This is a genomic window from Gaiella sp. (assembly GCF_035558935.1).
GTDB lineage: Bacteria > Actinomycetota > Thermoleophilia > Gaiellales > Gaiellaceae > Gaiella.
On the sequence record NZ_DATMBZ010000021.1, the window covers coordinates 1 to 15,178 of the forward strand.

At 69.4% G+C, this 15,178-nt stretch carries 16 protein-coding genes and 1 pseudogene; 7 read left to right on the plus strand and 10 right to left on the minus strand.

What is annotated here, in order from left to right; all coding sequences use genetic code 11:
- Together VNM44_RS02155 and VNM44_RS02160 are read right to left on the minus strand one after the other, a co-directional pair.
- Positions 1–1,032, minus strand: a 1,032-nt coding sequence (locus VNM44_RS02155; RefSeq protein WP_325622100.1) for a hypothetical protein, incomplete at its 3' end; no start/stop codon positions are given.
- Positions 1,033–1,213: 181 nt separating this feature from the next.
- The gene (locus VNM44_RS02160; RefSeq protein WP_325622102.1) at positions 1,214–1,390 is read right to left on the minus strand and encodes a hypothetical protein; all 177 of its coding nucleotides are present in this window, start codon (positions 1,388–1,390) and stop codon (positions 1,214–1,216) included.
- Positions 1,391–1,791: 401 nt separating this feature from the next.
- On the opposite strand from VNM44_RS02160, the gene VNM44_RS02165 reads away from it, so the two are divergent.
- Together VNM44_RS02165 and VNM44_RS02170 are read left to right on the plus strand one after the other, a co-directional pair.
- Positions 1,792–2,058 carry a hypothetical protein gene (locus VNM44_RS02165; RefSeq protein ID WP_325622104.1) on the plus strand — a complete coding sequence of 89 codons (267 nt, stop codon included), beginning with the start codon at positions 1,792–1,794 and terminating at the stop codon, positions 2,056–2,058.
- 287 nt (positions 2,059–2,345) lie between these two features.
- Positions 2,346–2,576 carry a hypothetical protein gene (locus VNM44_RS02170; RefSeq protein ID WP_325622106.1) on the plus strand — a complete coding sequence of 77 codons (231 nt, stop codon included), beginning with the start codon at positions 2,346–2,348 and terminating at the stop codon, positions 2,574–2,576.
- Positions 2,577–2,594: 18 nt separating this feature from the next.
- On the opposite strand, the gene VNM44_RS02175 is transcribed toward VNM44_RS02170, so the two are convergent.
- A complete protein-coding gene (locus VNM44_RS02175; RefSeq protein ID WP_325622108.1) occupies positions 2,595–2,852 on the minus strand; it encodes a hypothetical protein in 258 nt (85 codons plus the stop codon).
- Positions 2,853–3,060: 208 nt separating this feature from the next.
- Here VNM44_RS02175 and VNM44_RS02180 point away from each other — a divergent pair, with 208 nt between their 5' ends.
- The gene (locus VNM44_RS02180) at positions 3,061–3,264 is read left to right on the plus strand and encodes a hypothetical protein (protein ID WP_325622110.1); all 204 of its coding nucleotides are present in this window, start codon (positions 3,061–3,063) and stop codon (positions 3,262–3,264) included.
- Positions 3,265–3,328: 64 nt separating this feature from the next.
- Here the strand turns inward: VNM44_RS02180 and VNM44_RS02185 are convergent, their stop codons facing one another.
- A complete protein-coding gene (locus VNM44_RS02185; protein ID WP_325622112.1) occupies positions 3,329–4,129 on the minus strand; it encodes a PPK2 family polyphosphate kinase in 801 nt (266 codons plus the stop codon).
- A 25-nt stretch (positions 4,130–4,154) separates the two neighbouring features.
- On the opposite strand from VNM44_RS02185, the gene VNM44_RS02190 reads away from it, so the two are divergent.
- Together VNM44_RS02190 and VNM44_RS02195 are read left to right on the plus strand one after the other, a co-directional pair.
- The gene (locus VNM44_RS02190) at positions 4,155–6,554 is read left to right on the plus strand and encodes an ATP-binding protein (RefSeq protein ID WP_325622115.1); all 2,400 of its coding nucleotides are present in this window, start codon (positions 4,155–4,157) and stop codon (positions 6,552–6,554) included.
- Positions 6,536–7,060 carry a thermonuclease family protein gene (locus tag VNM44_RS02195; protein WP_325622117.1) on the plus strand — a complete coding sequence of 175 codons (525 nt, stop codon included), beginning with the start codon at positions 6,536–6,538 and terminating at the stop codon, positions 7,058–7,060. The genes VNM44_RS02190 and VNM44_RS02195 overlap by 19 nt, the downstream gene beginning before the upstream one ends.
- Here VNM44_RS02195 and VNM44_RS02200 read toward each other — a convergent pair.
- The 6 genes from VNM44_RS02200 to VNM44_RS02225 all read right to left on the minus strand — a co-directional run bounded on the left by VNM44_RS02200 (position 7,044) and on the right by VNM44_RS02225 (position 13,879).
- Positions 7,044–8,546, minus strand: coding sequence for a beta-N-acetylhexosaminidase (locus VNM44_RS02200; protein ID WP_325622119.1), 1,503 nt, complete (start codon positions 8,544–8,546; stop codon positions 7,044–7,046). The two genes, VNM44_RS02195 and VNM44_RS02200, sit on opposite strands and share 17 nt — an antisense overlap.
- A 6-nt stretch (positions 8,547–8,552) precedes the next feature.
- Positions 8,553–9,371 (minus strand): carbohydrate ABC transporter permease, encoded by an 819-nt coding sequence (locus VNM44_RS02205; protein ID WP_325622121.1) that lies wholly within the window; start codon positions 9,369–9,371, stop codon positions 8,553–8,555.
- Positions 9,372–9,421: 50 nt separating this feature from the next.
- Complete coding sequence (locus VNM44_RS02210) at positions 9,422–10,405, minus strand: sugar ABC transporter permease (RefSeq protein ID WP_325622123.1); 984 nt, start codon at positions 10,403–10,405, stop codon at positions 9,422–9,424.
- A 27-nt stretch (positions 10,406–10,432) separates the two neighbouring features.
- Positions 10,433–11,674 (minus strand): extracellular solute-binding protein, encoded by a 1,242-nt coding sequence (locus VNM44_RS02215; protein WP_325622125.1) that lies wholly within the window; start codon positions 11,672–11,674, stop codon positions 10,433–10,435.
- A gap of 251 nt (positions 11,675–11,925) precedes the next feature.
- Positions 11,926–12,651, minus strand: coding sequence for a GntR family transcriptional regulator (locus VNM44_RS02220; RefSeq protein ID WP_325622127.1), 726 nt, complete (start codon positions 12,649–12,651; stop codon positions 11,926–11,928).
- A gap of 31 nt (positions 12,652–12,682) precedes the next feature.
- Complete coding sequence (locus tag VNM44_RS02225) at positions 12,683–13,879, minus strand: sn-glycerol-3-phosphate ABC transporter ATP-binding protein UgpC (protein ID WP_325622129.1); 1,197 nt, start codon at positions 13,877–13,879, stop codon at positions 12,683–12,685.
- Positions 13,880–13,994: 115 nt separating this feature from the next.
- Here VNM44_RS02225 and murQ point away from each other — a divergent pair, with 115 nt between their 5' ends.
- Both murQ and VNM44_RS02235 read left to right on the plus strand, forming a co-directional pair.
- On the plus strand, positions 13,995–14,909 hold the full coding sequence (gene murQ, locus VNM44_RS02230; protein WP_325622131.1) for an N-acetylmuramic acid 6-phosphate etherase: 915 nt from the start codon (positions 13,995–13,997) through the stop codon (positions 14,907–14,909).
- A pseudogene (locus tag VNM44_RS02235) lies at positions 14,906–15,178 on the plus strand (N-acetylglucosamine-6-phosphate deacetylase); the annotation flags it as partial. The gene murQ and the pseudogene VNM44_RS02235, both read left to right, overlap by 4 nt.

Here is a 15,178-nt window from a genome sequence, read left to right on the forward strand (position 1 = left end):
GACCTCGTACGTCCCCGCTCCTGAGAGCTTTGAGACGTCGAGGTTGTAGATGTACTTGCAGTCGACCTGGCGGTAGAACTGGCCGGTGTCCTTGGGCTGGACGCTGAGGTCTTCGTTCACGCCACCGCTTGGCGTTCCGTCGTCCTTCGCCCAGCGGATCTCTGCGGGCGGAAGGTTGCAGATTTTCGCCATCGGCCCGTAGACCGGAGCGGAGGTCACCGTGTAGTTCTTCAGGGACTCGAACGTGTTGCTGTTGACGGACACGTCACCGAGCGTCACCTTCTGGTCGCCGTTGGGTGCGTCCTTCCAGCCGCTGTCGAGCATCAGCCCGACCCAGTTCACCGTGTCGGTGCCGTTATTGGTAAAGCCCAGCATGGCGCTGTGCGTCGTGTAGACGGGAGCGCCTGCACCCTCGAACTCGAACCGGTCTGGCGTCACGGCCGTCGAGTCGGCCATCAGGTTCTCGCCGCTGCCGTTCGCGGCACCGGACGTGCACTCCTGGTTTGGCGCGTTCGGGATGCCGTAGTAGACGTAGACGTTCCGGTCCACCCCGTCGTGCTCGACGCTGATCGTCCAGCGGAGCGACCCGCCGTAGCAGTCGCCCTGCGTGAACGTGTAGTTCGCCACCAGGCTCGTGATGTCCGCGAACGTCAGCGGATCCGTGGGATCCAGCACGAGGTACGAATAATCATCCGCCGCGGTGCTGTTCGAGAAGATCGACTGGAAGACGACCGGGCCGACCGTGTGCGGAGTCGTCGTCTCGGTCTTCGTTCCCGCCAGCAGATCGAACTGCACCGGGATGACACCGCGCTTCGCCGGCCAGTTGCTCGACCCGTCGGCGTTGATCGGCGGGCGCACGGCGGTCTGATAGACCGATGTGGTGTTGGTTGTCGGCGTTCCGGCCGTGTCGGTTTGAGGCGGATAGAGCGTCCAGGTACCGGCTGGCGGACCTGTCGACGCCGCAGCGCCCGTTAGGAGCGCGATCGCGCCCGTGAGCACGACGACGACCGTCGCGCCGAAGAGACGTTTCATAAAAAGAACCACCTTCCCCTTACCGCAGTAAACGGGCCCTGCCCCCCTGGCAGGACCTCCTGTCTAACTCTTCCGGTCTAAGCGTTCTGTGCCATCCGTAGTCCCCCGCGTGGAGTGTTAAGTCACCTCTACACCTGTCCCGGCGAAGACGTGCAGACCGGATGGCGCGCCGGACATGTCCTCATTCATCCCGCTCGAGCAGGCTCGCGCTCTCGTTGAGCTCTACGCCGAGAAAGGCGACCGCAAGTACGAGCGCGCCGCGCTGAAGTACCTCCGTCGCTATCTCGACGAGTCGGAGCCGTCGCTCGTCGACGTCGCCCAGCTCGCCGGCGTGCTGGCCGAGCGGGCGCTCCTCCATGCGCGGGCTCTGAGCGGGCCGCGTGAGACTCCGAACGTCATCGCGCGCCGACTCTCGCCATGGCTCACGTGGCCCGCCGGGAACGCTGTCACGATCCTCCGCTGGCGTCTAGATAACCGCTGTGGACGTGTCCTGAACGGACAACGGCTTCGAGACCACACCGAGACCACACCGCAACCGCATTTCGCGGCGTCTAGGGAAAGACGACCACGCAACCATGCGGGTTTGCGCATGGTCACGCGGTTACTTTCTTCTTCCGCTGGAAGCGCTGGCTTTGAGACTCGACAGAGGGCTGCTCCCAGCCCTCACCGAGCGCGTAGCTTCGCTTCGTGCATCCTGGCCCTTGTTGTGGCATCGTCGGGTCGTCTTCGATCGACCGCCCACGACGAAGGAGGCTCACAATGTACGCGGTGGTTGCCAGGAGCACGATTCAGGATTTCGACGCGGCGAGGACATTCCTGAGGAACGACGGGATCCCGCGCCTCTCGGAAATGCCCGGTTTCGTCAGCGGTCACTGGGTGAGGCTCGGCGAGACCAGCGGAGCCTCGATGATCGTCTTCGAGTCGGAGGAAGCGGCGCAGCAGGCAGCGGAACGGTTCCGGACGGATCCGCCGCCAAGCGTGAGCCCGATCAGCATCGACGTTGGCGAAGTGCTCGAGCACGCCTGACGCGCGGACCTTCGGCGCCCGGCGGACTCATCGCGGGCCGTTCAACGGAGAATGAGCCACCTGGTGCGCTCGAAGGATCAGAGCGGGTGGAAAGCCGACCGCGATCAAGAGACCGGCGTGTTCACCGAACTTGCCCGTGGAACTTCTGCTTCCGCTGGAAGCGCTGGCCGTAGACGCGCTCAGGTTTCGGGCGCGCGCCGGCGGGAATCGTCTCACTCGAAAGTTTTCCGTGATCCGCTGCGACCTCTTCCCGGCCTCGAGGCCGCGAGAAGCGAGAAGGAGAAGCGATGGCGTCCCTGTTGCTCGTCCGGTTCCCGGACGGCAGCTTGGAGTACCACATGCCGTTCAGGCACGTGTCCGTCGGAGACCTCGTCCGGGCCCGCGGTTCCGCCTGGATGGTTGCCGCCGTCGAGGAGCCGCGGGAAGACAGGGTCGTCGCGTCGGTCGCCCGGACGACGGCCGGAGCCGACTGGCCCGGCCCGTTCGACGAGATCGCGCTGCATGCGCCCGCTGCGTAGCGCGCGCGGCCGTGGAGCTCAGACCATCCCGTGGCGGACACGCCAGCGGTGCTCGGTGACGAGCACGTCCCGCAGACCGGCGAGCCCCTCGGGGGCGTCGTCGAGCACGTCGATGATCGCGAGACGGTCCGCTATCCGTAGCCCGACGAGCTCGTCGCCCCACTTGAGCGCGTACGTCAGCCGCTCGGCCGTCTCGTCGTAGCCAGCGTCCGCGAGCAGGCCGGCGAGCTCGAGCACGTGCTCGTCGGGCACCTCGAATCCTGCGAGCTCAACCACTCACTCTGAGCTTACGAACGCAGCGCCGTCTCTCAAGAGCTACGCCCGCGGTGGGACGGGCGACGATGGCGCTCCACCGGCGCCCACCCGAACGGCTAGGCACGTCTCGCCCCGCGGGGGAAGAGTCGCCAGGCACGATCACCGACGGTAGTGACATGGTGAACGAGGGCCTCGAGCGGCGGACGGCCCTCACGAGAGGGGGCAAGGCATGACGGCGGCACAGTTCGAGGATCTCCGCGTCGACGAGGCAGCAGAGGTCCTCGCCTGGCGGTTCGACGCGCTCTGCAGGTCTGGGTACGACCTCGACGCGGCAGCGGTGCTCGCGGCGAACGTGGAGGTCGACCTGCACGACGCAGTCGAGCTGGTTGCGCGCGGCTGCTCGCCGGAGCTCGCGGCGAGGATCCTCCTCTAGGTCTCTCCCCCAGAGAGCCGCGGCGTCGGAATCACGGCGGCGATTCCGACGTCGCGGCACCCAGCTACGAGATCCGGAGGCCGTCGAGCCCCTCTTCGGGCTCGGGGAGCTGCGGGTCGAGCCGCTCCAGCGCGTCGACGACGAGCTCGCCGACAGCGAGCGCCTTGAGCCAGTTGCGGTCGGCGGGGACGACGTACCACGGCGCCCACTCGGTGGAGGTCTCGGTGAGGGCCTCGTCCCAGGCGGCGATCCAGTCGTCGAACTGCTCGCGCACCAGGAGGTCGTCGCGGCGGAACTTCCAGCGCTTCTCCGGGTTGTCGATGCGATCCTGGAAGCGCGCTCGCTGCTCCTCGCGCGAGACGTTGAGGAAGACCTTGATCACGGTGGTCCCCTCGTCGACGAGCATCCGCTCGAAGCCGCGGATGTGCTCGTAGCGCGGTCGCCACACCTTCTCGGGGGCGATCCCGTACATCCGCACCGCGACGACGTCCTCGTAGTGCGAGCGGTTGAAGATGCCGACCGTCCCGCGCCGCGGCAGCGCGGCGTGAATCCGCCACAGGTAGTCGTGCTCGAGCTCTGCGCCGACCGGCGCCCTGAACGAGGTGACGCTGACGCCCATCGGGTTGACGCCCTCGAAGGCCCGTCTGACGACGCCGTCCTTGCCGGACGCGTCGAGCCCCTGGAGAACGAGCAGGACGCTCCGGCGGTCCTCGGCGTAGAGGCGGTACTGCAGCTTGTCGATCCGCCCCGGAACGTGCGCAAGACGCTTCTCGCCCTCCTCCTTGTCGAGGCCGAGCTTGTCGTCGGGGTCGCGCTCGGCGATCCGCGCCTTCGTGCCGGGCTCCACCTTCAGTCCGTCGAGCATTCGACTGACTCTAGACTCACCGCGCATGGCCGACCGGGGCTCCTTCCACATCGGCTACGAGATCGACCCTGCGACGGGCAAGCCGGGCACGAACGAGATCGTGATCGGGTCGAGCGACCTGACGACGCACGGGGTCGTCGTCGGCATGACGGGCTCGGGGAAGACAGGTCTCGGGGTCGTCCTCCTCGAGGAGGCGCTCCTCTCGGGGATCCCCACGCTCGTCCTCGACCCGAAGGGCGACATGACGAATCTCGCGCTCGTCTTCCCCGATCTCGCGCCAGCCAGCTTCCGACCGTGGGTGAGCGAGGCGCAGGCGCAGGCGGCGGGCGTCACCGTGGACGAGTACGCCGAGAAGCAGGCCACGGGCTGGCGCGAGGGGCTCGCATCGAACGGGATCGGGCCGGAGCGGCTCCAGGCCCTGAAGGACACCGCCGACGTGACGATCTACACCCCGGGGTCGACCGCGGGCGTCCCGCTCAACATCGTCGGCTCGCTCGAGGCACCTTCGCTCTCGTGGGACACCGACGCCGAGACGCTCAGAGACGAGATCGAGGGCACGGTGACGAGCCTTCTCGCGCTCGTCGGGATCCAGGCAGATCCGCTCTCGAGCCGCGAGCACGTGCTCCTCTCGAATCTGATCGAGAACGCGTGGCGCGCCGGGCGCGACCTCGACCTCGGGGCCCTGATCGGCGAGATCCAGTCGCCGCCGATTCGCAAGCTCGGGGTCTTCGAGATCGACCAGTTCTTCCCGCCGGCCGACCGGACGAAGCTCGCGTTCACGCTCAACTCACTCGTGGCGTCGCCGCAGTTCTCCGCGTGGGGCGAGGGCGAGCCGCTCGATCCGCAGAGGCTCCTCTTCACCGCCGACGGCAAGCCGCGGTGCGCGGTCGTCTACCTCGCGCACCTCTCCGAGGAGGAGCGTCAGTTCGTCGTGACGCTCGTCTTCTCGAAGCTCGTGACATGGATGCGCGGACAGGAGGGCACGCCAGACCTGCGCGCGCTCGCGTACATGGACGAGGTCTTCGGCTACGTGCCGCCGTCGGCCGCGCCGCCCGCGAAGAAGCCGATCCTGACGATCTTCAAGCAGGGCCGTGCCTTCGGGATGGGACTCGTCCTCTCGACACAGAATCCGGTCGACCTCGACTACAAGGCGATGTCGAACGCCGGGACCTGGCTCGTCGGACGGCTCCAGACCGAGAACGACAAGGCGCGCGTGCTCGAGGGCCTGCGCTCGGCCGCCGGGACGACCGACGTGGCCGAGCTCGACAAGCTGATCGGCGGGCTCGGCAAGCGTCAGTTCCTCCTCGTCTCGGCAAAGGCGAACGCTCCGCGCCTGCTCGCGACGCGCTGGGCGATGTCGTACCTCTGCGGCCCGCTCACGAAGGAGCAGGTCGCGAAGCTGAAGCGGGCGGATGCGCCTGCGACGCCCCCGCCGGAAGAACAGCCTGCCCCGACGCCGGCTTCCGCGCCCGCCCGCGAGCTCGCGGCCGACGAGACCTCGGTCGCGCCGCCGACTGCCGCCGGAGTCACTGTCTCGTACCTCGACCCGGCCGCGACCTGGGGGGCGAGCGTCGGCGCGACCGCCGGCTCGACCCGGTTCCGCGCATTCCTCGCGGCCCGCGTGTCGCTCCGCTACGACGACAGCGCGGCCGGGGTCGACGAGCAGGAGGAGTTCGAGGCGGTCTACGGCCCGCTCGACGGCGGCCTCGACCTCGACAGCGAGACCCAGGTCGACTACGACGACCGCGACTTCGCCGCCGCGCCGCCCGTGGGTGCCGCGTACGTCCTCCCCCAGGCGCCCGTCGGCGAGGCGAAGTTCTTCACCGCCGCGGCGAAGGACATCCAGCGTCATCTCGTCGACCGCCGTCCGCTCGAGCTGCAGCGGAACCGGGCGCTGAAGCTCGTCTCGCGCCCGGGCGAGAGCCCCGAGGACTTCGCGAAGCGCTGCGACACGGCCGCGCAGGAGCGCGCGGACGCCGAGTCGGCGAAGATCCGCGACCGTCTCGAGGCGAAGCGCGACCGTCTCGACAAGGCGCTCGCTCAGGCGCAGCGGCGTGTCGAGGAGCTCGACACCGACACGCGCAGCCGCCAGGCGAGCGAGCTCGTCTCCGGCGCCGGGGCCGTGCTCGGAGCGCTCTTCGGCGGACGTCGCAGCGCCCGGTCGATGGCGAGCGCGATCGGCGGCGCCGCGTCGCGTCGCGGCATGACCGCCCGCACGTCGCAGCGCAAGGAATCGGCGGAGGAGAAGGTCGACGCGACGAAGGACGACCTCGCGGAGCTCGAGCAGGAGATCCTCGACGAGGTCGCTGAGATCGACGAGCGCTGGACGGCGACCGCCGGCGAGGTCGACGCCTTCCAGATCAGGCTCGAGGCGACCGACGTCCGCGTGCTCGAGACGCGGCTCGTGTGGGTGCCGAGCGACTGATCGTGCTTCTCGCCGTCGCGGTGCTCGCGGCGGGGTGCCAGAGCGGTACCGACACGGAGCCCGCTGCGGACACGACGCGGGCGGTCGTCGAGTGGGTGAACGACGGCGACACGCTGACCCTGACGAGCGGCGCGAAGGTGAGGCTCGTCCAAATCGATGCGCCCGAGCTCGAGACGGACTGCTACGGACGTCCTGCCTTGAAAACGCTGATCGCGCTCGCGCCGAAGGGCACGCGGGTGCGGCTCGTCCGCGACCGAAGCCTCGACGACCGCGACCGCTACGGCCGCCTGCTCCGCTACGTCTTCGTCGGCACCGAGAACGTCAACGTCGCGCTCGTGCGCAAGGGAGCCGCCTCGCCGTACTTCTTCCGCAACGAGCGCGGCCGGTACGCGAAACAGCTGCTCGACGCTGTCGACGAGGCCCGAACCGCGCATCGCGGGTACTGGGGCGCCTGTCCCCGCGCGGAGCTGGACACGGGCCTCGGGTCGATCACCGGTCGGCGGTAGCGAGCGAAGACCACGGCACCGACGGATCGGCGTTGAAGCCGACACCGAGGGCCGCGAGCCGAGGCCCGTGCTCCGCGAGGCGCATGCGGTACTCACGCCACGTCCGGCCCGCCTCCGACCAGCCTGCCTCCGCGACGCCGAGCAGCCGCGGAAACGCGAGCCAGTCGAGGCCCGCGCGCGTGTCGATCGTCTCCGACCAGAGCGGCGCCTCGACGCCGAGGACGTCGCGTTCGGCGACACCTTCGACGGCGTCGGCGGGATCCCAGTCGTACGCCTTGCGCACGCTCGTCCGCCCGGCCCATTCGAGGCCGAGCGGCGAGCCGCGGTCGTACTTCATGTCGAGGTACACGCGCGTGGAGGGCGAGAGCACGAGCTTCGCGCCCTGCGAGACGGCGCGTCGCGCGAGCTCCGGATCGTGCCAGTGCTGCACCACGGCGGTTCGCTGGAGCCTCGCCCGCGCCGCCTCCTCCCAGAGGATCGCGCGCTTGCCGTGCCGGCGCACGATCCGCTGGACGCGCTCGACGAAGGCGCGGTAGTCGCTCGGATCTGTCGAGAACGCCTCGTCCCCGCCGACGTGGACGTACGCACCCGGGGTCAGTGCGGCGAGCTCGCCCAGGACGTCGTCCAGGAAGGCGTACGTGAGCTCCTTGCCGATGCAGAACGAGCTGAAGCCGACGTCGATCCCGGTGTACGGCGCGGGGGCGACGCCGTCGCAGGTGAGCTCACCGTACGAGGCGAGCGCAGCGTTGACGTGTCCCGGCATCTCGATCTCCGGCACGACGTCGACGAACCGGTCGCGTGCGTAGCGAACGATCTGGGCGTACTGCCGCCTCGTGAAGTGGCCGCCCGGGCCGCCGCCGACCGCGGTGCTCGCGCCGACTCGCGTCAGGTTCGGCCAGGAGCGCACGGCGATCCGCCAGCCCTGGTCGTCGGTCAGATGGAGGTGGAGGCGGTTCAGCTTGTAGAGCGCCATCAGGTCGATCAGCCGCTGCACCTCGCCCACGTCGAAGAAGTGGCGCGCGACGTCGAGCATCAGACCGCGCCAGCCGAAGCGCGGGCGGTCGTGGATCGTGACGAGGCCGATCTCGAATCGCCCCGGCCGTCGTCTCGCGGAGTCGACCGATGCGGGCAGGAGCTGCCGGAGCGTCTGCGTCGCGTAGAAGAGGCCCGCGGGTGTGCGCGCGTCGAGACGAGCCATGGTCGGCTCGACGCGCAGGCGGTAGCCCTCGTCGCCGAGAGCGCGGTCACCGGGCGACAGCCCGAGGACGAGGTCGCCGGAACCGGGCTCGCGCGACACGGAGACGGGCAGCCGGCATCCGGTCGCCGGCCGCAGGCGCGCGGCGAGGAGGCGCGCGACCCGCGCGGCCCCCGGGTCGTCCGCGCGCACGACGATTCGTGCCGACCGCCCGAGCTGGAACGCGCCCCGACGCGGCGCGACGGCGAGCGGCTTGGGGATCAGCGGCGGAAACGCCGGAGCGCGGCTCACGCTGCGCTACCCGCGCACTGCGCCGGACGTGAGGCCGAACATGATCCGCCGCTGTACGAGGAGGAAGAAGATGATCACGGGAACGGCGGTCAGCGTCGACGCGGCCATCAGCGCGCCCCAATCGGTGTTGCGGCTCGTCCCGTAGAAGTACGAGAGCCACACGGTGACCGTCTGGTTCGACTGGTCGGAGAGCAGCACGCTCGCGAAGATGTACTCGTTCCACGACGTGATGAACGCGAAGACCGACGTCGCGACGAGGCCCGGTGCGACGAGCGGCAGGAGGATCCGGACGAACGCTCCGACGCGGCTCGAGCCGTCGACCATCGCCGCCTCCTCGAGGTCCTTCGGAATCCCGAGGATGAAGCCGCGCAACGTCCACACGGCGAACGGGAGCACGAACGTCAGATAGGTGAGCGTCACGCCCGTGAGCGTGTTCGTCAGGTGGTACCGCGCCAGCACCACGTAGAGCGGGATCACGAGCCCCGCCGGCGGCAGCATCAGGATCCCGATCATCGCCCCGATGAACAGCTTGCGGCCCGTGAAGCGGTACTTCGCGAGCGCGACGGCGGCGAGGAACGCGAGCACGATCGAGAAGAGGACCGCGGCGCACACGACGATCAGGCTGTTCCTGACGGTGTCCCAGAAATAGGGGCGCGCCATCGCGTCGCGGAAGTGGTCGAGGGTCGGCGAGGTCGGGAACCACGTGGGCGTGAGGCTGTTCACCTCGTCGTCCGGCTTGAACGCGGTGGACACCATCCAGTAGACGGGGAACACGAGCACGACGAAGAGCGCGATGCCGACGGCGTCCCACGCCCGGCGGCGCACGATGCCCCCATGTCGGCCACGCCTCCGCGGAACGTCTGCGGGAACGCTCGTCACGCGGTGTCCCCCATCCGCACCATGCGGCGCACGTAGGGAATGCTCATCGCAGCGACCATGAGCAGCATCAGGATCGAGATCGCCGCGCCGCGCCCGAAGTTCGAGTGCGCATAGCCCTCGATGTAGACGTAGACGCCCATCAGGTAGTTCGACGCGTCGACGTGCGAGGCCCCGATCAGGAGGTACGGCTGCGTGAAGACGCCGAAGTCCCAGATGATCGAGAGACTCGTGAGGATCAGGAGGATGGGCTTGAGGGTCGGGAACGTGACGTCGCGGAAGACGCGGAGCGGGCCCGCGCCGTCCATCTGCGCCGCCTCGACCAGCTCGCGAGGCACCTGGGCCAGGCCCGCGTAGACGGTCACCGTGACGAACGGGATCGCGCCCCAGACGATCAACAACGTGACCATCGAGAGCTGAGAGAACGTCGACGCGTACCAGTCGTGCTGGAAGTAGTCGCCGAACCCGACCTCGGTGAGGATGTAGTTGAGGACGCCGTTCTGGAAGTTGGTCATCCAGTACCAGACCTGAACGGCGACGACGGCCGGCATCGACCACACGAGCACGAGGCCCGAGGTCAAGAGGATCCTGACCGGCGTCGAGAGCCGGAGCAGCAGGAGGGCGATCAGGGTGCCGACCACCATCGTCAGCCCGACGTTCGCGGCCGTGAAGACGACCGTCCGCACGAGCGTGTCCCAGAAGATGCGGTCCTCGAGCACCGAGCGGTAGTTGTCGAGCCCGACCCAGCTGCCCTGCCGCTGGATCAGCTCGGGCAGCCCGTACCGCTGGAACGAGAGCGAGACGAGATGGTAGAGCGGGTACCCGAGGATCGCCCCGATCGCCACGACCACGGGCGTGATCAGGAGGTACGGGACGGCCCCCCGCGCGACCCGGCGCGCGTCGAGCGGCCGCCGCCGCCTCGAGCCCAGGGACGGGGCTCCGGCGGCGACGGCCGCTGCGTGCGGGGCGGGATCAGGTGCCACCGTGATTCCCGCCCCGCAACTCCGCCGTTAGACGTTCGCGTTCAGCACCGAGGTGATGTTGTCGCTCGCGGACTGGGCGGCCTGCTTCACCGTCAGGCGTCCCGTGAGGATCTGGGCGAGCATGTTCCGGAGGATGTTGCCGTTCTCCACGCTCACCCAGTTCTTCGCGGTCGGGACGAACCAGCTCCGCTTCGCGGCCCGCTCGTTGACGCTCGAGCCGAGGAGCGACGTCGTGTTGGGGATGTTGCCGATCGCGCGCAGCGCCGTCATCGACGCGTTGCTCGTGTACGCCTTGATCCAGTCGACGGCGAGCGCCTTGTTCCCGCCGATCGGCACGGCGAGGTCCGAGCCGCCGAGGAAGCCCGGCAGCGGCTGACCGACCGTCCGGCTCGGCATCACGAACTGCGCCGTCGAGGCCTTGTACTTGTCGCCGACGCAGCAGCTGAACCACGCCGGGCCGATCATCGAGCCCGCCTGGCCCTGGGCGTAGACGTCGTACGGGTTCGGGTGCGCCTCGTCGGTCGTCTTCGAGGCCTTCGAGACCGCGCCGAAGAAGCTCTTGTACGCCGTCAGGCCGGCGATCGACCTCGGCGACGCGAGCGTGCCCTTCCACTTGCCGCTCACCTGCTTCGCGATCGATCCGCCGTAGTCGTAGACGAAGCTCATCGCCACGTACCAGTCCGTGCCGGCGATGTAGACGGGCGAGAAGCCCTTCTGCTTGTTCTGCGCGGCGAGCTTCTTCGCCGCCGCCGTGAACTGCGCCAGCGTGGCGGGGGCCTTGATGCCCGCCTTCTTGAACAGATCGGTCCGATACGTGACCACGCGCGAGCCTGCGTAGTACGGGACGCCGTAGAGCTTTCCGCCGAAGCGGCCGGAGGCGGCGAGCCCCTCGAGCCACGTGCTCGAGTTCGGGATCGATGCCTTCTCGGAGCTCAGGTCCTGGAACGCGCCGGCGGCCATGTACTTCGTCATCTCGGTGTTGCCCATCTCGATGACGTCCGGCGCGTTGCCGCCGGCAAGGGTGGCGTCGAACTTCTGGAGGTGGTTCCCCCACGTCTGGTACTGGACGTTCACCGCGACCCCGGGATGATCCTTCTGGAAGGCCGCGTTGGCCGCCTTGACGATCGGCTCCCAGTTCGTCGCCTGGGCGTCGGTCTGGAGCCAGACGGTGATGCTGTTGGTCGCCTGCGTCCCGCCGGAGGCGGTCGACGCGACGACGGCGAGGGCGGCGCCGACGAGAACTGCGGCGCCGATGATGCGTGCTCTCATGGGCGATACCCCCAAGCGCATCGGTAGGCGGGCGGGGGCGCTCCGGATTCCCGGTGGCCGGCGGGGCAAGCGACCAAACCGCCTACTGGCTCATACCAATCGGCCACGGCTCGGAACACTGGCACAGATCGTAGAGGATGTCAAGACCACTTTTCCTCCTGTGCTCGGCATTCCACGGATTCATGGGGCGCAGATCGCGAGAGAGCCGTCTGGGTGCGCGGGTTGTGGTACTGACCACCGTCGGTCGACGGTCAGTTGCCACCGCCGTTTCGCCTCAGGGGTGAGCGGTTGAGCTCGGTGACGAGCTTGTACCGGTCGCCTCGGTAGATCGAGCGGACATACTCGACGATCTCGCCGCTCGAGGAGCGCGTCGTGCGTTCGAACAGGAACGCCGGCGAGTGGAGCGGCACGCCGAGCGCCTCGGACTCCGTCTCGTTGGTGACCGTGGGCTCGATCGTCTGCAGACCGCCCACGATGTCGATCCCGTACCGGTCGAGGAGGAGCTCGTAGAACGACTGTCGCTCGAGGTCACGGGACGACAGGCCGGGAACGAGCGACTCCCGCACGTGGAGGGTCTCGATCGCCATCGTCTCGCGGTCGGCGAGCCTGAGCCGGCTGATGATCACGACCGGCTCGGAGGGCGAAACATGCAGCAAGCGGCCCAGGTGCGCCCCTGCCGGCGCGATGCGGAGGTCGAGCGTGCGGCTCGCCGGGACCATCCCGCGTCGCTCCATGTCCTCCGTGAACGAGGTCATCGTGAGCTCCTGGGCGATCTTCGGCTCGCTCACGAACGTTCCGCTCCCGTGGCGTCGGACGAGCAGGCCCTCCCGGACGAGCTCGTCGAGCGCGGCGCGCACGGTGAGGCGAGAGACGCCGAGGCTCGCGGACAGCTGGCGCTCGGACGGGATCGCCTCCCCCACGCCGAGCTGCTCGATCAGGTCGAGCACCTGACTTCGCGTCTCGCTCTGCTTGGTCACCGTCCGCTTCGTCGTCTCGTCTCGCATCTGATCAAGACCAGTTCTCCGCCGACCCGACGGGAACCTGCTCGGCGCCCGCGGCCGGCGTGGGGTCCGCCGTGAGCGCCGAGCCGTCGTGCACGTCGAAGAAATGGAACGCGGCCGGGTCGACGGCCAGCGCGAGCGCCGACCTCTGGTGCGCCTCCGAACGGGGGTCGAGCCGGGCGGTGAAGAGTGTCGTCTCCTGCGTGAGCAGCGACACCTCGTCGCCCTCGATGCCAAGGTCGAGCTGCGGTGCCCGGGCCTGGACACGGAAGCACGCGTGCGTGTTGGCCCCGAGCTGCTCGAGCACGTCCACACGCACGTCGAGCCGCGGAAGGCGCGGGTCGGCGAACGCCGCGTCCTCGAACGCCTCCGGCCGGATGCCCAGCACGACGGGGCCGGTCGGCGGACGACGCTCGGGGTCGAGCGGGACCGCGTAGCCACCGAAGCGCACGACGTCGGCGTCGACCACGGCCTCGACGAGATTCATCGACGGTGAGCCGATGAAGGCGGCGACGAAGACGTTGCGCGGCTTCGCGTAGAGCGTCTGCGGCGCGTCGACCTGCACGATCCGCCCTTCGCGCAGGACCGCGACGCGCTGGCCGAGCGTCATCGCCTCCGTCTGGTCGTGCGTGACGTAGATCGTCGTCACGCCGAGGCGCGCGTGCAGCTCGGCGAGCGACGCGCGCATACCGACGCGGAGCTTCGCGTCGAGGTTCGAGAGCGGCTCGTCCATCAGGAACGCGCGCGGCTCGCGGACGATCGCCCGGCCCATCGCGACGCGCTGCCGCTGCCCGCCGGAGAGCTGTGCGGGCTTGCGATCGAGGAGATCGGTGAGGCCGAGCAGCTCCGCCACGTCCTCGACGCGCTTCCGCGCGTCGGCCTTCGGTGCGCGCCGCACCTTGAGGCCGTAGGCGAGGTTCTCGCGGACGGTCATGTGCGGGTAGAGCGCGTAGCTCTGGAAGACCATCGCGATGTCGCGTCGGCGCGGCGCCAGATCGGTCACGTCCTCGCCGTCGATCCGGACGGTGCCGACGGTGACCTCCTCGAGCCCGGCGATCATGCGCAGGAGCGTCGACTTCCCGCAGCCGGACGGCCCGACGAAGACGATGAACTCACCATCCGCGATCGCGAGGCTGACGTCGTGAGCGGCGACGAACCCGTTGCCGTAGACCTTCGTGACGTGGTCGAGCTCGATCGTGGCCATTGCGCTAGGAACCCTCTCCACCGCGTTCCGGGGACGCGAGAGCTGTACCACTTTCCCGCCTCTGTCGCAACATTGGTCTTGACCACTCTACCACGGCGTGCGTAGACTGGCACGCGTGGAGACGGCGCGCAGCGACTCCGGGCTCGAACGGCTCCCGACCGAGGCCTGGGACCCGGCCGGCGCGAACCTCGACCTCCGCTCGACCGCAGAGCTCGTCGAGGCGATGAACGAGGCGGACGCAGAAGTCCCGCGAGCGGTCGCGCGCGCCCGGGACGAACTCGTCGCGGCGATCGACGCGATCGCCGCGCGGCTCGCCGACGGCGGGCGGCTCGTCTACGCGGGCGCAGGCACCTCGGGCCGGCTCGCGCTCGTCGACGCCGTCGAGTGCCAGTCGACGTTCGGCCTTCCCCCCGGGCGCGTCGTCGCGCTCGTCGCGGGCGGTGCCGAAGCGTCCGCGACCGCGCAGGAGCACGCCGAGGACGACGCGGCGGCCGGTGCGGAGGACGTGGCCGCGCTCGACCCGACGGCGAAGGACGCCGTGGTCGCGCTCAGCGCCAGCGGCCGGACACCCTACGTGCTCGGCGCGCTCGAGGAGGCGTCCGCCGTCGGCGCGCTGACGGTCGCAGTCACGTGCGTCGAGGGCTCGCCGCTCGGCGCCCTTGCCGACCACGAAGTCGCGGTCGTCGTCGGCGGTGAGCTCATCGCGGGCTCGACGCGCTTGAAGGCGGGGACGGCGCAGAAGCTCGTGCTCAACGCTATCTCGACGATCTCGATGGTGCGGCTCGGCAAGACGTTCGGGAACCTGATGGTCGACGTCGTCGCGACGAACGAGAAGCTGCGGGAACGGGTACGCGCGATCGTCCGCAACGCGACCGGGGCGCCGGCGGAGCGCGTCCACACGGCGCTCGAGGCTTCCGGCGGAGACGCGAAGCTGGCGATCGTGATGCTCGAGCTCGGCGTGGACGCGCGGACGGCGCGGGCGCGTCTCGACGGGGCCGGCGGTGTCGTCCGCCGGGCGCTCGAGCCATGAAGCTCGGCGTCGAGGCGGCGCTCGTCGACGGTCGGCTCGTTCCCGGCGACGTCGCCGTCGACGACGGCCGTATCACCGCCGTGGGGCTCGACGGGCTCGGCCGCGGGATCGCCTCACCCGGCTTCGTCGACCTGCAGGTGAACGGCTTCGCGGGCGTCGACTTCCTCGGCGCGGACACCGACGGGTTCGCCGCGGCCGGCGAGGCGCTGCTCGAGACAGGCGTCACGGCCTACCTCCCCACGCTGATCACGACAGAGGAAGCCGACCTC

Bases quoted from the DNA above. Each gene is read 5' to 3' on its own strand.
- VNM44_RS02215 (WP_325622125.1), bottom strand. From the start codon at position 11,674: ATGAGAGCACGCATCATCGGCGCCGCAGTTCTCGTCGGCGCCGCCCTC.
- VNM44_RS02185 (WP_325622112.1), bottom strand. From the start codon at position 4,129: ATGCTCGACGGACTGAAGGTGGAGCCCGGCACGAAGGCGCGGATCGCC.
- VNM44_RS02160 (WP_325622102.1), bottom strand. From the start codon at position 1,390: ATGGAGGAGCGCCCGCTCGGCCAGCACGCCGGCGAGCTGGGCGACGTC.
- VNM44_RS02170 (WP_325622106.1), top strand. From the start codon at position 2,346: ATGGCGTCCCTGTTGCTCGTCCGGTTCCCGGACGGCAGCTTGGAGTAC.
- VNM44_RS02225 (WP_325622129.1), bottom strand. From the start codon at position 13,879: ATGGCCACGATCGAGCTCGACCACGTCACGAAGGTCTACGGCAACGGG.
- VNM44_RS02180 (WP_325622110.1), top strand. From the start codon at position 3,061: ATGACGGCGGCACAGTTCGAGGATCTCCGCGTCGACGAGGCAGCAGAG.
- VNM44_RS02190 (WP_325622115.1), top strand. From the start codon at position 4,155: ATGGCCGACCGGGGCTCCTTCCACATCGGCTACGAGATCGACCCTGCG.
- VNM44_RS02165 (WP_325622104.1), top strand. From the start codon at position 1,792: ATGTACGCGGTGGTTGCCAGGAGCACGATTCAGGATTTCGACGCGGCG.